Source organism: Litorisediminivivens sp. KMU-197 (genome assembly GCF_056858395.1).
In genome coordinates, this window is sequence record NZ_JBXEQG010000016.1 from 13,356 (window position 1) to 29,162 (window position 15,807).

Consider the following 15,807-nt stretch of genomic DNA (forward strand, 5'->3'; position numbering starts at 1 on the left):
TCTACCGGGCATCGGCATCACTCGGTTCGGACGCGATGTCCGCTGCCGGCCCTGTCTGTTCCGCAACAAGGTAAAGCGGTCTGTTCTTCACCTCCGTAAAGATCCGCGCCACGTATTCGCCGATAATTCCGAGCGACAGCAGCTGGACAGAAGAGAAGATACTGACCGTAAGCAGGATAGAAGCCCAGCCCGGCGCTGTGTTGAACATGAAATACGAGGCAAGCACATAGACGCCGACCAGCAGGCTCAGCCCGATGGACATCAGTGCGAACGCGATGGCAAGCCGTATCGGCACCGTCGAGAACGTGGTGATACCGTCCAGTCCGAAGCGGATCATCTTGAACAGTGAAAATTTGGTCTCGCCGGCAAATCGTTCATCGCGATCATATTCGAGGCCGATCTGACGATACCCTACGAAGGAGAAAAGACCGCGCAGGAACCGCGTCCGCTCCGGCATCGCCAGCACCGCATCAAGCACCCGCCGGTTGACCATCCTGAAGTCGCCGACATCGCGGGGGATTTTGTTGTCGGTCAGTACGCCGATCAACCGGTAGTACAGCAGCGCCGTGGACTTCTTGAACCACGTCTCGCCGTTGCGCACGCGTCTGCGCCCATAAACCACGTCATATCCCTGATCCATCAAGGCCATCATCTCGACGGCCAGTTCCGGCGGGTCCTGCAGATCGCAGTCCAGCATCACGATCCGGTCGCCGCGCGCGGCCTCGAGCCCGGCATCCAAGGCCGGCTGGTGTCCCCAGTTCGTCGATAACCTGATGCCACGCAGGCCGGTGATCTTATGGCTGTGATCCGAAATGATGTTCCAGGTGCGATCGTTCGACCCGTCATCGATCAGGATGATCTCAACTTCCACACCAAGCTTGCCCCGGGTCGCCTCTATGCGGCGCAGCAACTCGGGCAATGTGTCCTCTTCATTCAGACAGGGTATGACGAAGGACAGAAGCATTAACGGCTTGGCGGACCAGAGGCCGTATGACCGATTGTGAAAAAAACCCTGATGTGCAGCGTCATTTCGGCCCCAGTGAACTCAGCATTTCGAGGATGACCAAGAGGATTGGTGCAATGACGATGATCAGGCTCACCGGGAACATGAACAGGGCCATCGGGAAAAGCATCTTGACCGGCAGAGCATTGGCTTTCTCCTCGGCGCGAATGATCCGCATGGTGCGCATCTCCTTGGCAAAGGTTCGCAAAGTCTTGGTCACGCTGGCGCCCAATTCCTGCGATTGGCGGAAGAGGACCGCCAGCGTACGGGCCTCTTCCACCTGAATGCGATAGGCGAAATTCTGCAGCGCCTCATGGAGTGGCCGGCCGGCCCGAACCTCAAGACTGATGATGCTGAGCTGGATGCCGAAATCCGGTGTCGTCACGAGGAATTCCCGAGTGACCCGGTCTATGGCCGCATTGATGCTGAGCCCGGCATCGACGCACACCAAAAGCAGGTCCATGAAGTCCGGGAACAGCTTGCGAAACTCCCGCGTCCGCTTGTTGCCCATGGCTTCCAGAACCATCGCGGCGACCATGTAAAACAACCCGCCAATTACCAGCGCCACGGCCAGCAGAAGGGGAGCACTGACAGAGGGCAGGATGAAGGGGACGCCAAACTGTACCGTGAGAAATGTCCCAAGTGCACCGAACAGCCGGATCATGTTGAAGACGGTGACCGCGCGAGGCTTGAAATAGCCGGCCCGCACCAACCGCATGCGCGTGCTGTTGATGGTCTCTTTCTGAGTCACTTCCAGGAAGTAACGAATTTCCTCGTTGCCTGAACCGAGGAACTTATCGATCTCCTGACGCGACATCCCGTTCGGACGCCGCACCTCGTCGATGTTGCGATAAATGTCGCGTCGCCGATTGACGAAACTGATGACGGTGAAACTGAGGATCAGGACGGAGACGAAGACCGCCAGCAGGATTACATTTTCATTCAAACTGTGTTCTCCGCCCTGCCCGGCCAATTTCTAGAAGTCAAAGTTCACCAACCGCCGAATGATGATCATGCCCATCATGATCAGGAACAGACAAATCCCCACGATCAACGTGCCATAGCCGCTTTCCCAAACCAGATCGAAATAGGTTGGCACCATGGCCTGCAGCATGAAGAACAGGAAGAAGGGGAAACCGAGCATGATCCAGGACGTGATCCGACCTTCGGCCGAGATCGCCTTTACCTTGGCCTTGATCATCAGCCGGTCGCGGATCATCTGGGCGAGGTTTTCCAGAATTTCCGACAGGTTGCCCCCGGTCCCGCGTTGCACGGTCACGGTCACGGTCAGCAGGTTCAGCTCTTCTGCCCCCACGCGGTCGACCATGTTGAGCATGCCCTGTTCCAGCGAAGACCCGAAAGTCAGTTGGTCGTTCAGGATACCGAACTCCGAACCGATCGGGTCAGGCATCTCACGCGACACAAGCGCAATTGCGGCGTTCAAAGGGTGTCCGGCGTTCAGGCTTCTGACGATGATGTCGATAGCCGGAGCAAGCTGTGCGGTGAAGCGCTTGATGCGCCGCCGACGGACATTGAACACCAGCCCGACCGCCACCGCGACGCCGAAGATCACGGCAAAAGGCAGGCGATAATAAAGCGGCGCGCCCACAACCAAGGGTGAGATGATCAGTCCGATCATCATGAAAGCCAAAATATAAAGCACCCGACGAAACACGCTTATCTCGAGGCCACTCTGGCTCATGATCCTATTGAAGTACCCGCCCAGCGACTGGTTGCCGTCGCGACCGCCCATGCCGCGCCGTCTCAGTAGGTCCGAATAGGCCGTGTTTTCGTTCTTGGCACGCCGCTTAAGCGCCTGAAGGCGATTCTTGATGTCGCGGTCCTTACGCCGCGACGCGAAGGCCGAGCGCAGCACCGTGTCCATCATCAACAGCGCTGCAAGAAAGATCATCCCGTAGAGCGTGTAGGGATTGTTCAGAAGCTTATCAAACATCCATCAGGACTTTCGATGGATCAAAGGCGTTGTTGTCCAGATGCAGCCCCAGCGATGCAAGGTCTTCCATGAAGGATGGCCGGATCCCCGTGGCCCGGAATTCGCCATGCAGGCCGCCCTCTTCGTCGATGCTGGTCCGGCGGAAGGTCATGAGTTCTTGAATCTGCACCACGTCGCCCTCCATGCCGGTGATCTCGGCGATCGAGGTCACGCAGCGTTTGCCGTCGCGCAGGCGGGCCAGCTGAATGATCATGTGAACAGCCGACGTGATCTGGTTGCGGATGCTGAGCTGCGACATCGGCATCCCGGCCATGCCCACCATCTGCTCCATACGGCCCAGCGCGTCGCGCGGGTTGTTGGCGTGGATTGTCGACATGGATCCTTCGTGGCCGGTGTTCATCGCCTGCAACATGTCAAACGCCTCACCGCCCCTGACCTCGCCGATGATGATGCGGTCGGGACGCATCCGCAGCGCGTTCTTCACAAGGTCGCGCTGCAGGATCTCGTTGCGGCCGTCGACTGTTGGGGGGCGCGTTTCGAGACGCACCACATGCGGTTGCTGAAGCTGAAGTTCGGCGGCGTCTTCGATGGTTACGAGGCGTTCGTTGTGAGGGATATAGGCCGACAGCGCATTGAGCATTGTCGTCTTACCCGAACCCGTCCCGCCCGAGACGATCAGCGAGACCTTGGCTTCGACTGCCGCAGCCAGCAGTTCGGCCATCGAACGCGGGATCGCCTTGCTGTCGACCAGCTTGTCCAGAGAATAAGGCTTCTTGGCGAACTTCCGGATCGACACCTGCGGCCCGTCCACCGCCACCGGACGCACCGCCACGTTGACCCGGCTGCCGTCCTGAAGACGTGCGTCCACCAGCGGTGAGCTTTCATCAACGCGACGGCCGACAGAGGCCACGATCTTGTTGATGATGCGCAGCAAGTGGTCTTCGTCTTTGAACCGGACCTTTGTGCTTTCCAGGTTGCCAAAGCGTTCAACGAACACCCGGGTCGGTCCAACGATCAGGATGTCCGACACCGTATCATCGGCCAGAAGAGGCTCGATCGGGCCAAGCCCCAGCATCTCGTCGCCGATGTCCGAGATCAGCACATCCAATTCGTGCGAGCTTAGCGGGAAGTTGTTTTCCTTGGCATAGCTGCGTACCAGCGGGCGCAGCTCGTCGTGGATCTCGTCTTCCTCCATTGTGTCGAGGATCGAAAGGTTGATCTTGTCGAGCAGGAAACGGTGCATATCCACCCGCTCGTTGACGAAATCCGGCGGCTCATATTCCGAGTGGACAACGATCTTGCCCTTCTGGCCGTTTGCCTTCGGCGTTAGCGAATCGTCGAGCACCAGAACCTGGGAGAGGTCAACATTCTTGTCCGCCTTCACCTCGGGTTCGGACTTTCGGAAGAATCTACCGGCCATGCGTTTCCCCTTTTTCCCGCCTCAGCGGACAATCACCTTGGTTCCGTTGCGGACCTTGCCAAAAAGCTCAAGCACGTCCGTATTGGTCAGCCGGAAGCAGCCCGAAGTCTCGTATCCGCCGATGGTGCCCGCACTGTTCGTACCGTGAATGCGGTAGAGCGTGTCCCGGCCGTTGGAATACAGATAGATCGCGCGCGCCCCGAGTGGGTTGTACGGTCCCGGCGGCACGTGGGGTGGCAGCGACGGATCGCGCTGGCGCATCTCGGCTGGAGGTCGCCAGTCAGGCCACTCCTTTTTGCGACCCACATAGGTGGTCCCGGTCCAGGAAAATCCTTCGCGCCCTACCGAGATCTGGTACTTCTCGGCCTTGCCGCCGGTCAGCACACGATGCAACGTGCGCGCTTCATTCGAGATGATGATCGTGCCGGGCGCCTCGCTGCTTTGGAAGGGAACCACCTGCATGGTGCGCTGGCCGTGGCTGCGCGGGACCTTCTTCATCTCGGCGCTTGCCCGCCTCGGCACCAATGTCAAAGACGCGGCAACCCCGGCTAGACCGGTGACAAAAGCTCGACGAGTGACCGTCGATGACGTCAAATCGCTTGTCTTCATTGCGCCTCCTGCGGTTTTTCCAGACCGATCGATGTCATGTATTTTATCAGGCGCCTCAAAAATCCCGCTCTGCTGCTGATCTCGCTCGGCGGTACGCCGCGATCCATGCTTTCGCCCAGCAACCCGGAATCCTGCGGCAAGCTGTAGGTCGGCACGTCGCCCAGAAGCTCGCGCACCTTGCGCTTGCTGATGCGCTGGCCGAAGAGGCTGGATTCCCACTTGTTGAACACGATCGTGACGTTGAACTTGTCTCCACGCATGTCGCGGAGCATTTCCAACATCTCGAGCGTATGGCGCAGCGCCGGCAGGTTCAGCTCGGTCACCAACGTGCACGAGTTCACCTCAGCCAGGACGTCCTTCTTCCATTCGGTCTCGTAGTAAGGAATGTCGAGGATGGTCAGATCATGTTCGACGCTAACCGCATCGAGCATCCGCAGCACCAGTTCGTAGCCGTTCAACTCGGTGTTCAACTCAGGCCGCTTGAAAGAGTAGATGTAGAAACCGTGGTCGTGCCGCTGCTGGATGACTCGCAGGAATTCGGCGTCGATACGGCGCGGCGCCGAGGCGACGCTGCCCAGATTGAAATCGTTGACCATGTTCAGCAGGTAGCTGCAGTTCCCGGTCGAAAAATCGAGATCGAACAGCGCCACCGACAGCTTCTTCTTGCGGTGCATCTTCGTCGCGGCAAGGTCCGCCATCGACAACGCCACGGTGGACGCCCCGACCCCGCCGACCGATGACACCACCGCATGAACGCGGTTATGCGTGGCCTTGCTGGCCTTCACCGCGTTGGCGATGGATTCCATCAGGTCCTCGGCTTCCATGGGCTTGCACAGCCAGTCATGGATATTGAGGTTGAACAACTTGCGGGTCTGTTGCGGCGTCAGCGGTTGCGAGGCGACGATGACCGGAACTTCCGGCTTCTCCGAGCACAGGTCCATCAGCATGTCGGATTCGATCTTGCCGAGGTCCTCTGCGTTGACGATCACGATGTCGGCGCCGACTCGATTGAGCTCGTCCCGCGCGCTCTCTGGCGAGACCGGGATCAGGGTCAACCGCTGAGAGGTATCGAGAATGTCTTCGATGTCGCTTGAATTTGCATCCGCTGAGGTAACGATCAGAATGCGTGCTGCGGGAACTGTAACCATGTTATCTGTTCGTCCTCGGGTCTTCTTTTATGGGCTTCATGGGCAATTGGGCCAGCCTGCCGCGGTCGGTTCCTTGCAAGACAGCATGTCTTCGCTCGTGATCGATACGGTATGGGGCGGGAAGGTTATCGAGCCGATGCCCGGAAGCAGACCCGCCAGGAAAAGGTAATCGAAAGTCTTGTCGACAAGCTCCAGCCGGATAGTCACCACTGGTCCCTGCGGACGGCCGACGTAGCCCAGCCGGGATCGGACATAGGTCACGCGGATGTTGTCGGCGCTCAGGAAGCGGGCCGCATCGCAGATGCCGGGCTGGGTGCCGTTCGGCACTTGCTGGCACGATCCGTCGGACCCGGTCATGAGATAGGCCATTGCGGTACCACTGTCGGCATCGCAGGTCGCGCCTGTGCACGAGACGCTGGGCATGGCCGACGGCACGGCATCTCCGATTGGCGTCGCCAGATAGCCGGCGTCATTCGTCAACGCCGATATGTCGACCACCGGCCTTGAGACCGCCGCCAGCCGCGCGCCGATCTGCAAGCCCTTCACGGTCTGGTTCCACTGGATCATCATGAAGCTGAATTCGATCATCGCGGCCAGCATCAGCAGAACGATGGGCATCGCAAGAAGCGCCTCGGTCATCGAGATACCCGCTTCGTCCCTGCGAAACCCGGAAAGGTTCTGCCAGACTACCATCCCTGATACCTGATCTCGTAGGAGTAGGAGATAGTCGGAACCACCTTGAGAACCGCGTTGAACACTGGCGTCCCACGGTAGCGTACTTCGCCATAGACTATCAGCTTGTCCGTCATGCCGGGCGTTGCCGGCGCGGACGTGAATATGCTGTTCGGCGACACGACGAGTTCGGCGCTGTTGTCCCATCCGGGGACGCGCTGACTCCCTTCGTTCGGCCGGGGGTCACCGTAAAAGGCAATATGCTCGGCGATGGCGCGGTCACAGGTGTTGGGGGTGGCCGTGCCGCTCACCCACTGACGACATCGTGACAGATATCGCGCGGCATCACGCACACCGATCTGCAATTGCTCGCGCTGCCAGAGCATGTTGCCGAATTCGAGGATTCCGAAGGTCGCGATGGTGAGAACCGGAATGGCAATGAGAGTTTCCACGAGTACGGTGCCCGTCTCGTCGTTGGCAAATCGTGGCTGCCGTCGAAATCTCATGACTCGCCTGATCACACTCTCACTTCTTTAAAATTAACCAATGAAATGTGACTGCCAGAATACTCCGCCAGCCACGAAAAATCCATGCCGTAACGGCTAGCCGCCGTGGCCGACTGTCGAGTGGTACGCCGATGGCGGCCACGTTTGTAGTTCCTGGATCGACGTATTGGCATTGTGGGCATTGCCGGCCCGGAATGAAGCCGTATCCCAGTTGTTGAGATAGTCGGCACAGCCGCTCGCCATCGTGACGAGCAGCAGCGCCGCCCCCAGGGATTTACTTCTTCTTGATGATGCCATCTTCGAACTCCAGATCAATGATATGGCCATAGGGTCCGACGACACCATGCCCTTCGCGGAACCGACGCAGCAGCTTGCGGTCCACTTCCAACATCCCCAGGAGGAACAGCTCTACATCGTTGCTGGACCGGGTCTGATCCAACGGCGATGACAGAGGCGTATTCGGCCCCACCGGCGCAACCAACCGCGGCGTCACAAGGATCACCAGGTCGGTTTCCCGTTTCTGGAAGCTACGCGAGCTGAACAGGGTGCCGAGGATCGGCACCTGTCCCAACCACGGCAGTTGGTCGGTGTTGCGTGAGTTGTTGGCTTGCAGCAGGCCGGCGATCGCAAAGCTCTGGCCATTGCGCAGGGACACCGTTGTCTCGGCGCTGCGTGTGATGAACGCGGGCTGACCGTTCACTGTCAGCGACGGGTCGATATCCGAAACCTCGGGAGAGATCCGCAGGCGGATCATCTGGTCATCCAAGATTTGCGGTAGGAAGTTCAACCGCACACCGTACTGGCGATATCCTGTCTCACTGGCCACGTTGCCATTGTCGTCTGTTCTGGTCTGCGCGATGGGAACCTCGCCGCCGACGACGAAGTTGGCCGCAATTCCGCTTGTGGTGACAAGCTTGGGATTTGCAAGCCGGCGAGCCAGGCCCTTGGCTTCCAAAGCATTGATGACAAAGTCGATCTGGATACCGGCAATCTCCAGCAACGATCCGACCGCCGTACCGAAGGGAATGCCGAGCTGGCTGTTGGACGAGCCGCGACCGGTTTCGAAGGCAACCGTTCCGTTATCGCGCGTGCCGTCCAGACTAATTCCCAGCTCGCGGCCAGAGCTGCGATTGACCTCAAGGATACGCACGTCGAGCTCGACCTGCTGCGCTGCCTTGACCTTCAGCGCGTTGATTACCGGCTGATCGGTGAACTGCCCGGCAAGTTGAAGAACGCGCGCTTCGTCGACGTTGTCCTTGACGACACCGGCCAGGCGGATGCGGTTATTGACGTTCTGCACGCTGACCTGGGCACTGGGCACCGACTGGCGGATCGCCTGCTCCAGGTCGGTGAAATCGAGCAGAACCTTCACGTCGATCACTTCCAGAAGCTGCTTGTCGACGGAATACAGGGTGATGTTGGTCGCGCCTGTAGACTTGGCCTGGATGTACAGCGACCGGTCGGTCAGCGGGAACACATCCAGCACACCCGTGTTGCCGATCAGGATATCGGCAAAGTCAGCATTGGTCTCGACGGTGATCGTCGTCCCCGGGGCCAGTTCGATTCTGGATACTACACCATCGTCAATGATGATGCTTCGAACCTGGGCATTGGCCTGCCCCGTCATCAACAGCGAAAGGACACTCAGCACGGCAAATGCTGCGGCCACGTTTTCAAAGGCTTGCTTTATTCGTTTAAAATGCATCTCACGGTCCCATTTCGAGCCCCGCAGAAACCCTGATGCACGTCTTGAAGCGACAGCGGCAGATCCTCGCCTGCCTTACTGTCCCGATGTCCCTATTCGGACTGCACCAGCTCTTGCTGTTCCTGCTCAGCCTCTCCCATTCCCTCTATGATCACATTGCCATCTGCGTCGACGAGCTGTCCAAATCGGTTCACCTTGTACTCGGATCGCGCCCCGTTCCTGATCACGGCAACCGTGCTCTTGCTGGGAATGATCACCGGTGCAGGCACCTCTTTCTCGACTTCTACGATGACCTCTTTGATCACTTCTTTTTCGATTATTACAGGTTCTTGGGGCTCAGGGGCATTCTGCATTTCCTCTGCACGCTTAGAAACGTCTTGAGAGAGGCGTTTCAGCCACGTTTTGAAGGTATCGGGTTCCTGTTCGGCTTCCTCAGCGGCAAGCTTCTGAAGATTTGCCGCCACCAGATCGTCCGCGGGGTCGGGTTGTTCGCTCAGATCGCCGATGGTGACACGGTCAAAATCCTGGAAATCGGTCGATGTCAGGTTGCGCAGAGCCAGCGACAGGGTGCCGACCTGCGACGCGAGGATGAGCTTCTGGGCTTCCTTTGTGTCGACTTCGAAGGTCACGGTGCGCACGACGCTGGGGTTGTCCTTGCGGTCATCGGCGATCTGGTCGATGGCCAGCACCTTCATGCCCTGCAAAAGGACGTCGACATAGCCGCCCCGGGTCAACATGATGTCGACCCGGTCGCCCGGCAGGACGAAACCCGCCACGCCACTGACGTCGTTTACGCGGACAGATATGGCCTTCTTGCCCGGCGTCAGCGCAGTCGACAGTTTCGCGCGCTGGCCAGGCTCGGTCACCTTGTTCTTGAGAATTGGCTCGCCGACCGCGATCGCGGTCAAGGCGTAGCGCGCGGTATCTTCGGTGTCGCCGACGACGAGGTCGCTGATCTTTTGGTACGAACCCTCAGGTCGAAGCTCCTCGGACCATTCGATCTCTCGAACCTTGGCGACATTCATGACCTCGCCAAAGCCGATGGGTTCGGCCGCGACGACGATGGTGTTCTGCGGTTCGACCTTTACGGGCGTCGCCTGCTGGCGCTGCAGCATGTCGACCAGCTGCTGACGTTCCAGGTTTAGCCAGTTCTGGGCGCCGAACACGGCTGCCACGGCAAGAATGATAGCAAGGATGAAGCTGAATACGGTTGAAATGCGCAACGGACTGCTCCAGTCATTAAGGCCTTTTGGCCGATACGCATCTGTGACTGAAACATCGGTTCTGAATCGGTGCCGATCTTGTGTTCAGATCACAAACGTAAATGCGACCAAACTAAGACAATGTTAACAGAAATGTGCCCTCGCGTGTTATCACTTCATTCCTGTGAATGTGACCGCAAAGCCCATATGCCGGGCTTTGCGGTGTCATTTACGCCGGCTGTGAAAACGGTCGTACGACAACCGGCAGAACCCCTGTTACAGGGTGGGCGGCGCGTTCAGGTTTTCGATGAACGTGTTCCAGAGAGCCCATTGATCGCCAAGGGCTCCGCCAAACGCCAGAACTGCAAAGACGACCGCTGCGGTAAGAAGCCCGAGAAGGATCAGGTACTCGGTTAGAGCCAGTCCTTCCTCGTCATCACGAAAACGACGCGCAACGTCGCCGATGGAGTGGAAAATGTTGAGAGTCATCAAGTCGCTCCTAATGCGTTTGTCTTGCGCCCACCTGCTTTTAAAAAAACCGACTAAGGATTTCTCTACTTAAAGAAACTTCCCGCATGGGGCGCTAATGAGCGCGGGACTTCACGATGCTGCCAAGCAACCTTCGCAATATCAAGACTTTATTAAACTTTCCTCATTACCGCAAACTAACGCATCATTTGTCACGTTTGGGCCGCATTTGCGCCATATCGTGTACAAATGCTTGTGCGAACGTAACAAACGGTGAAATCAGATGCAGGCTGAGATTGCAGCGCTGACAGGATTTTCATTCATTGGTTGCAAGCTTCTGTTTTCGGCTATCAGGCCGAGGTCGGAGTGATTCGCCGCCGAAGGTCCTCTTGGACCGGGTTGCCCAATTTGGCGGCCATAGAACCCACCGGTGCAACCGAATATTTCGTCTGAGCGTAAGGCATCGGGATACTCACCACTACCATCCGCTACAACGAAGACACGTTCCTCCAACGCGCGCCCTCAGAAGCGCTCTGAAATCATGGACGCGGCTGCCAACACATGATCCATGTTGGACCTGCGGAATGTTATATCAAGTTCCAAGTGCCTGCGTCACGAGAACGGGCACTGCCGCCGCTGCCAAGACCACGGCATAGGGCACCTTTCCGCTGGTTCCCATGCGGGCGACGCGTGCGAATAAACCTCGGTCAGGCGCACACCGCTGGGCGAGACGGATCGACAGAAACATCAGGGTCGAGACTGCGAGGAGCAGAATGCAGAACGGACCAAGACCGTCGATCCCCAGAAACATCCCGATTGGAAGCATCAACTTCACATCGCCCGCTCCCATGGCGCGTCCTAACCACATGACCAGACCGATCCCAAACAGCAGACCGCCGGCGAACATATCGGACCAGAACCCGCTGCCGCCCTGCGCTGCCACAAGGACCGCATATAGGGCCAACATCGCCAGCACCGACTTGTTGCGGATTTGCAGGTGTTTCAAATCGTAGAATGCGATGAACAGCAATAGCGCGGCCGCAACCAAGGTCACCAGCCGCGCCGTTAACAATTCATCGCTCCTAGATCAGATGCCGTGCAGATCACCCGGCGCACGTCGCGGATAGGTCACCGAATTGCGCAGCATTTCGAGGTTGTTCGCCGTGGTCTCGTTCGATGGATCAATCTCGTAGGCCTTCAGGAAATAGATCCGTGCCTTCTTCAGATCACCGCGGAGCAGCATCGAATAGCCGTAGTTGTTCAGATACTGGATGCGGTTGCCGATGATCGGGCGAAGTTTGCCATACGCGTAGTCGGCCTTGTCGAACTTGCGCAGCATGTCCGCCGACGCGGCGAAGCCAAGCCAGGCGTTGGGATCAGTCGGCACAAGGTCCAGCGCCTTCTTGTAGGTCCTGTAGGAGTTGCCGTAGTTGCCTTCCTTGAACTGCGCCTTCGCCGCGATCAGGAGGTTTTCATCCGGATAGTAGTTGCGGTTGGCGGTATCGAGGATGGAATGCTTGCCGTCGCTGAACGCCGCGAAATCTGCGAAGGTCGTATTCTCGCACGCTGTCAGGAATGCAGCCACGAATATTGATAGCACTAATCTCATGTTGAACGCCCGTCCCTCATCACCGCTCAATTAATCCTGAGCGTCGGGTTTCGAAAATAACAGGATGGTTCCATTCCGCAGAGTGATCAGAGGCAGAATCCTCGCGATTGCGATAATTTCGCATCACCTGTCGCGGAGCTCGTGGCAGTCATGCACTCGCCAGGTTGTCTCATCCTTCATGCCGTTGCCGGTCCAGACGCCTTTCACAAAGCGCCCGAAATCCACCGGGAGCGTCCAAGTCTGGCCCGGGCCGCCAGTTCCTTCGTCCAGCAGAACCAGGAGGTCCAGATCCGGTAACGTCTTGCAGACCTGGGCAAGAGTTACTGCATCCTGTTTGCCCCCATCGGCGGGCATGTCCGGGCAGCCGGGCACACCGGACACCCGGAAGTCACCCGTGCCGAGAGGCCGCAGACCGTCAGCCCGCCGCGCAAACTCCATCGCCTGATCACGATAGAACACGACCCCGGCTTTCTGACGGCAGGAAAAGAATTGCGGGACATGGAGCCCGAACCACATCGCTTCACGCCCGCCCTCCCAATAAACGTTCGCGCCGCGGAGGGTCGCGGCCATGTAATCGGGCAGGACCGGCGCATCGGACCATTTTCTCCAATCAGTACGTGCGTCCCAGAAGCTGACAGCGGCGGCCACGCAGCCAAGCGACACTAACACCCGTGACCAAGCGCTGAATTGTCGGAAAGAAGCTAGGAACAGCGCGGCGACAGCCAAGGACAGATGCCGCCAAACCTCTGGTTCAGGCCGCAACGAAAACGGCAAACTTGCGACGACCATCGTGGCCACTGCCGCCAGCGCCGCCGAGGCCCATCGACCGTAAGCGCCCGGCAAAGCGGAAAACAAGACCGCCAGCCCGAACAGGCTTGAGGCAACCGGGGTTATCCCGACGATGTGTTCCGTGATCGAAGCCAGAACCGCGATCCGCCACAGCACCGCGTTCGGCCCCTGCATTGCCATCACCGCCGCCGCCAAATTGCCCAGTAGCGTCAGCAGCCAGAGCGCGCGCCAGGTCTGAAGCGCGACAATCAGCCTGTTCTCAAGGACAGATCCCCCGATTAGCGCTACACCAAAACCAAGCGCGGCAACCAAGAGGCAAGCACCCGCCATGGCCTTGATCGGCCCCTTGCACTGTGTGGCGGCAAGCGCAAGGGCCACGAGTGGAAGAACGGAATGCAGGTAACTTCTTGGCAGCCACGTGTCGGGGAATGTCACGTGAAGTGGATGGCGCACGATATGTGCCCACTCCGGATCAAGGCGCTGCAAGAGCCAATGGAAAGGCGGGATACCAGCAATCGCAAGAGCAAGGGTCAGCGCGGTTCCGGCGGCTAGCGTCACCCAGAACACCCTGACCGGGCGAAGCAGCAGCCGCAGCCCGACGATGCCCGCCGGCAGCGCCATGAGAGGGTGAATTATGGCACTGACCAGCCAAGTTGACAGACCCGCAGCGCTCTGTCCCCGGACCAGCAGTCCCAGGAACACCATCGCCGCGGCTTCACTAAAAATTCGCGGCGTCACGAAGGCTTCGGCATATTGCAGTGAGCCGAGACCGTATGCAGGACTCATCAGAAGGACACAGATCATGATGATCGGCAGCCGTTCAAACCCATATCCCAATGCCCGGACAAGATATGCGAGCGCGGCTGTCCAGACTGCGAGACCGGCAGCCCAACCCAGGAAATGAGCGTCTGACGGCCCCAGTGACGAGACCAGAGGCGCGTAAACGGCGTCAAACAGAGAGAAATTCTGTTGATTGCCGTACTTGAAGGTCAGGTCCTGATCCAGCGCCTCCGCCCCGCCGGACCGAAGCGCCTGTGCCATGTAAAGCTCGGCGTCGTGACGGATACCCTGATAAGGCCTCGATGCTATCAGCGCAGCAATGATCGCCGCCAAAGTACTGAGCCTGCGAACAGGCTCAGCGGGATTCATGGTAATCTTGTTCCGTGTTCACGCGCCACAACTCATCCCGCGTGTCGCGCCCTTCGGCGATACCGTCCACCGCGACCATGGCCGTCAGGATCGAATGATCCTGGTTGTTGTAGCGGTGCATCCCATTGCGCCCGACGCAGTACAGGTTCTCAAACCGCGAGACGAAATCTTGTATCTGGTCGAATCTGTCGTAGCTGCCGAAGTAGGCCGGATAGGCCTTTCGGGTGCGTACCACAACGTGATCGGCCACATCCCCTGCCCAAGCGACGCCCAGCTTTTCCAGCTCAGAAACACCAAAATGCGCCAGTGCATCGTCGTCCATGGTCCAGAAATCATCGCCCTCGTCGACGAAATATTCCATCCCGATCCAGATCGTTTCGGGATCGGCCACCAGATAGGGGCTCCAGTTGTTGAAAAGCTGCAAGCGGCCGACCTTGACGTCGGAATCTTGCACGTAAATCCAATTGTCCGGCACCTTCTCGGCCAGTTCGTGAGGGGCCACGCCACCATCCAGAGCCAGCCTTTTCAGCAACACGCCCACGGTGATGAAATCGCGATAAGGCAGGTCGCGGGCCACCTGTGCAACGGGCTCGGGTGCAGGTGGCTGCCAACCGCCGATAAGCTCTTGCACCGGCATCGACGAGAATACCATGTCGGCAGGCACCTCCCGGGTGCCATCCTCTGTCTCGACCGTCACCGATGTCATGCGCCTTCCGTCATGCTGTACCGCGACAACCCGAGCGCCGAAGGTCAATTCACCGCCGGCCTCGGTCACCTTGCGTGCCACCACCTCCCACAGCTGCCCCGGCCCGTGCTTGGGATAGAGAAAGCGTTCGATAAGACTGGTCTCGACTTGTTTCTGGCGCACGCCGCCGCTGTCCGATTTCAGCTTGCGAAGCATGTGGCGGATCAACGACTTGATCGACACCCCCTTGATCCGCTGGGCCCCCCAATCGGCGGGGATCTCGGTACATGGCACACCCCAGACCTTTTCAGTGTAGTCGCGGAAGAAGGTGGCGTATAGTTCACGTCCGAACCGATTGACGACAAAGTCTTCCAGCGTCACTTCTGGCTTGATCGGTTTCAGCCGCGCCATGCCGTAGCTGCCGACGATCCGCAGACTGCGCGCGAGGCCGAGGTTGCGAAAGGTCGCCGGCCGAAGCTTCAGCGGATAGTCGAAGAACTTGCGACCATAGAGAATGCGCGACACGCGATTGCGCACCAGCATGACTTCGTCGACCTTGTCAGGATCCGCAGCGCCGGGCGCCACGTCGCGGTGCTTGTTCTGGTACGAGACAGTGATGCTCTCACCCTCCCCTGCCCCGCTCTGCAGCGGCAGCACCTTGGCCCACCAGTCCATCACACGGTCCGACTTGGAAAAGAACCGGTGCCCGCCGATGTCGATCCGGTTGCCCTTGTAATTCACCGTCTTGGAAATGCCGCCGACCTGGGTATCGGCCTCGAAGATCAGCGGCTTGATATCCGTCCGGGTGATCAGTTCATGTGCTGCGGTCAGCCCCGCAGGTCCTGCGCCGATGATCACGGCGATGCGCTGCGCCACCTTCCCGCCCGC

At 58.7% G+C, this 15,807-nt stretch carries 16 protein-coding genes; all 16 read right to left on the bottom strand.

The features are described from left to right. Position 1 precedes the first annotated feature (1 nt). Positions 2–964: a glycosyltransferase family 2 protein gene (locus tag AC04PT_RS19225; protein WP_482875409.1), complete on the bottom strand. Its 963-nt coding sequence runs from the start codon at positions 962–964 to the stop codon at positions 2–4. A gap of 61 nt (positions 965–1,025) precedes the next feature. Continuing rightward, positions 1,026–1,976, bottom strand: a complete 951-nt coding sequence (locus AC04PT_RS19230) for a type II secretion system F family protein (RefSeq protein ID WP_482875410.1) — start codon at positions 1,974–1,976, stop codon at positions 1,026–1,028. A gap of 3 nt (positions 1,977–1,979) precedes the next feature. Then, positions 1,980–2,957, bottom strand: coding sequence for a type II secretion system F family protein (locus AC04PT_RS19235; RefSeq protein WP_482875411.1), 978 nt, complete (start codon positions 2,955–2,957; stop codon positions 1,980–1,982). After that, positions 2,950–4,377, bottom strand: coding sequence for a TadA family conjugal transfer-associated ATPase (locus tag AC04PT_RS19240; RefSeq protein ID WP_482875412.1), 1,428 nt, complete (start codon positions 4,375–4,377; stop codon positions 2,950–2,952). The genes AC04PT_RS19235 and AC04PT_RS19240 overlap by 8 nt, the downstream gene beginning before the upstream one ends. A gap of 21 nt (positions 4,378–4,398) precedes the next feature. After that, a complete protein-coding gene (locus AC04PT_RS19245; RefSeq protein ID WP_482875413.1) occupies positions 4,399–4,986 on the bottom strand; it encodes a L,D-transpeptidase in 588 nt (195 codons plus the stop codon). Beyond that, positions 4,983–6,134 carry a P-loop NTPase family protein gene (locus AC04PT_RS19250; protein WP_482875414.1) on the bottom strand — a complete coding sequence of 384 codons (1,152 nt, stop codon included), beginning with the start codon at positions 6,132–6,134 and terminating at the stop codon, positions 4,983–4,985. The genes AC04PT_RS19245 and AC04PT_RS19250 overlap by 4 nt, the downstream gene beginning before the upstream one ends. 36 nt (positions 6,135–6,170) lie before the next feature. Then, entirely contained in the window at positions 6,171–6,773 is a 603-nt protein-coding gene (locus AC04PT_RS19255; protein ID WP_482875415.1) for a TadE/TadG family type IV pilus assembly protein, read from the bottom strand. A 47-nt stretch (positions 6,774–6,820) separates the two neighbouring features. Continuing rightward, a complete protein-coding gene (locus AC04PT_RS19260) occupies positions 6,821–7,258 on the bottom strand; it encodes a TadE/TadG family type IV pilus assembly protein (protein WP_482875416.1) in 438 nt (145 codons plus the stop codon). Between the two features lie 150 nt (positions 7,259–7,408). After that, the gene (locus tag AC04PT_RS19265; protein ID WP_482875417.1) at positions 7,409–7,609 is read right to left on the bottom strand and encodes a hypothetical protein; all 201 of its coding nucleotides are present in this window, start codon (positions 7,607–7,609) and stop codon (positions 7,409–7,411) included. After that, the gene (locus tag AC04PT_RS19270; RefSeq protein WP_482875418.1) at positions 7,587–9,017 is read right to left on the bottom strand and encodes a type II and III secretion system protein family protein; all 1,431 of its coding nucleotides are present in this window, start codon (positions 9,015–9,017) and stop codon (positions 7,587–7,589) included. The genes AC04PT_RS19265 and AC04PT_RS19270 overlap by 23 nt, the downstream gene beginning before the upstream one ends. A 92-nt stretch (positions 9,018–9,109) precedes the next feature. After that, positions 9,110–10,240 carry a Flp pilus assembly protein CpaB gene (gene cpaB, locus AC04PT_RS19275; RefSeq protein WP_482875419.1) on the bottom strand — a complete coding sequence of 377 codons (1,131 nt, stop codon included), beginning with the start codon at positions 10,238–10,240 and terminating at the stop codon, positions 9,110–9,112. A gap of 255 nt (positions 10,241–10,495) precedes the next feature. Beyond that, positions 10,496–10,708, bottom strand: coding sequence for a Flp family type IVb pilin (locus tag AC04PT_RS19280; RefSeq protein ID WP_482875420.1), 213 nt, complete (start codon positions 10,706–10,708; stop codon positions 10,496–10,498). Between the two features lie 571 nt (positions 10,709–11,279). Next, a complete protein-coding gene (locus tag AC04PT_RS19285) occupies positions 11,280–11,741 on the bottom strand; it encodes a prepilin peptidase (protein ID WP_482875421.1) in 462 nt (153 codons plus the stop codon). A gap of 33 nt (positions 11,742–11,774) precedes the next feature. Then, on the bottom strand, positions 11,775–12,296 hold the full coding sequence (locus tag AC04PT_RS19290; protein ID WP_482875422.1) for a tetratricopeptide repeat protein: 522 nt from the start codon (positions 12,294–12,296) through the stop codon (positions 11,775–11,777). 123 nt (positions 12,297–12,419) lie between these two features. Then, positions 12,420–14,126 (bottom strand): hypothetical protein, encoded by a 1,707-nt coding sequence (locus AC04PT_RS19295; protein ID WP_482875423.1) that lies wholly within the window; start codon positions 14,124–14,126, stop codon positions 12,420–12,422. 94 nt (positions 14,127–14,220) lie between these two features. Then, positions 14,221–15,795, bottom strand: coding sequence for an NAD(P)/FAD-dependent oxidoreductase (locus tag AC04PT_RS19300; protein ID WP_482875424.1), 1,575 nt, complete (start codon positions 15,793–15,795; stop codon positions 14,221–14,223). Between the last annotated feature and the right edge of the window lie 12 nt (positions 15,796–15,807).

Bases quoted from the DNA above. Each gene is read 5' to 3' on its own strand.
- AC04PT_RS19225 (WP_482875409.1), bottom strand. From the start codon at position 964: ATGCTTCTGTCCTTCGTCATACCCTGTCTGAATGAAGAGGACACATTG.
- AC04PT_RS19235 (WP_482875411.1), bottom strand. From the start codon at position 2,957: ATGTTTGATAAGCTTCTGAACAATCCCTACACGCTCTACGGGATGATC.
- AC04PT_RS19240 (WP_482875412.1), bottom strand. From the start codon at position 4,377: ATGGCCGGTAGATTCTTCCGAAAGTCCGAACCCGAGGTGAAGGCGGAC.
- AC04PT_RS19245 (WP_482875413.1), bottom strand. From the start codon at position 4,986: ATGAAGACAAGCGATTTGACGTCATCGACGGTCACTCGTCGAGCTTTT.
- AC04PT_RS19250 (WP_482875414.1), bottom strand. From the start codon at position 6,134: ATGGTTACAGTTCCCGCAGCACGCATTCTGATCGTTACCTCAGCGGAT.
- AC04PT_RS19255 (WP_482875415.1), bottom strand. From the start codon at position 6,773: ATGACCGAGGCGCTTCTTGCGATGCCCATCGTTCTGCTGATGCTGGCC.
- AC04PT_RS19265 (WP_482875417.1), bottom strand. From the start codon at position 7,609: ATGGCATCATCAAGAAGAAGTAAATCCCTGGGGGCGGCGCTGCTGCTC.
- AC04PT_RS19270 (WP_482875418.1), bottom strand. From the start codon at position 9,017: ATGCATTTTAAACGAATAAAGCAAGCCTTTGAAAACGTGGCCGCAGCA.
- AC04PT_RS19280 (WP_482875420.1), bottom strand. From the start codon at position 10,708: ATGACTCTCAACATTTTCCACTCCATCGGCGACGTTGCGCGTCGTTTT.
- AC04PT_RS19290 (WP_482875422.1), bottom strand. From the start codon at position 12,296: ATGAGATTAGTGCTATCAATATTCGTGGCTGCATTCCTGACAGCGTGC.
- AC04PT_RS19295 (WP_482875423.1), bottom strand. From the start codon at position 14,126: ATGGCACAGGCGCTTCGGTCCGGCGGGGCGGAGGCGCTGGATCAGGAC.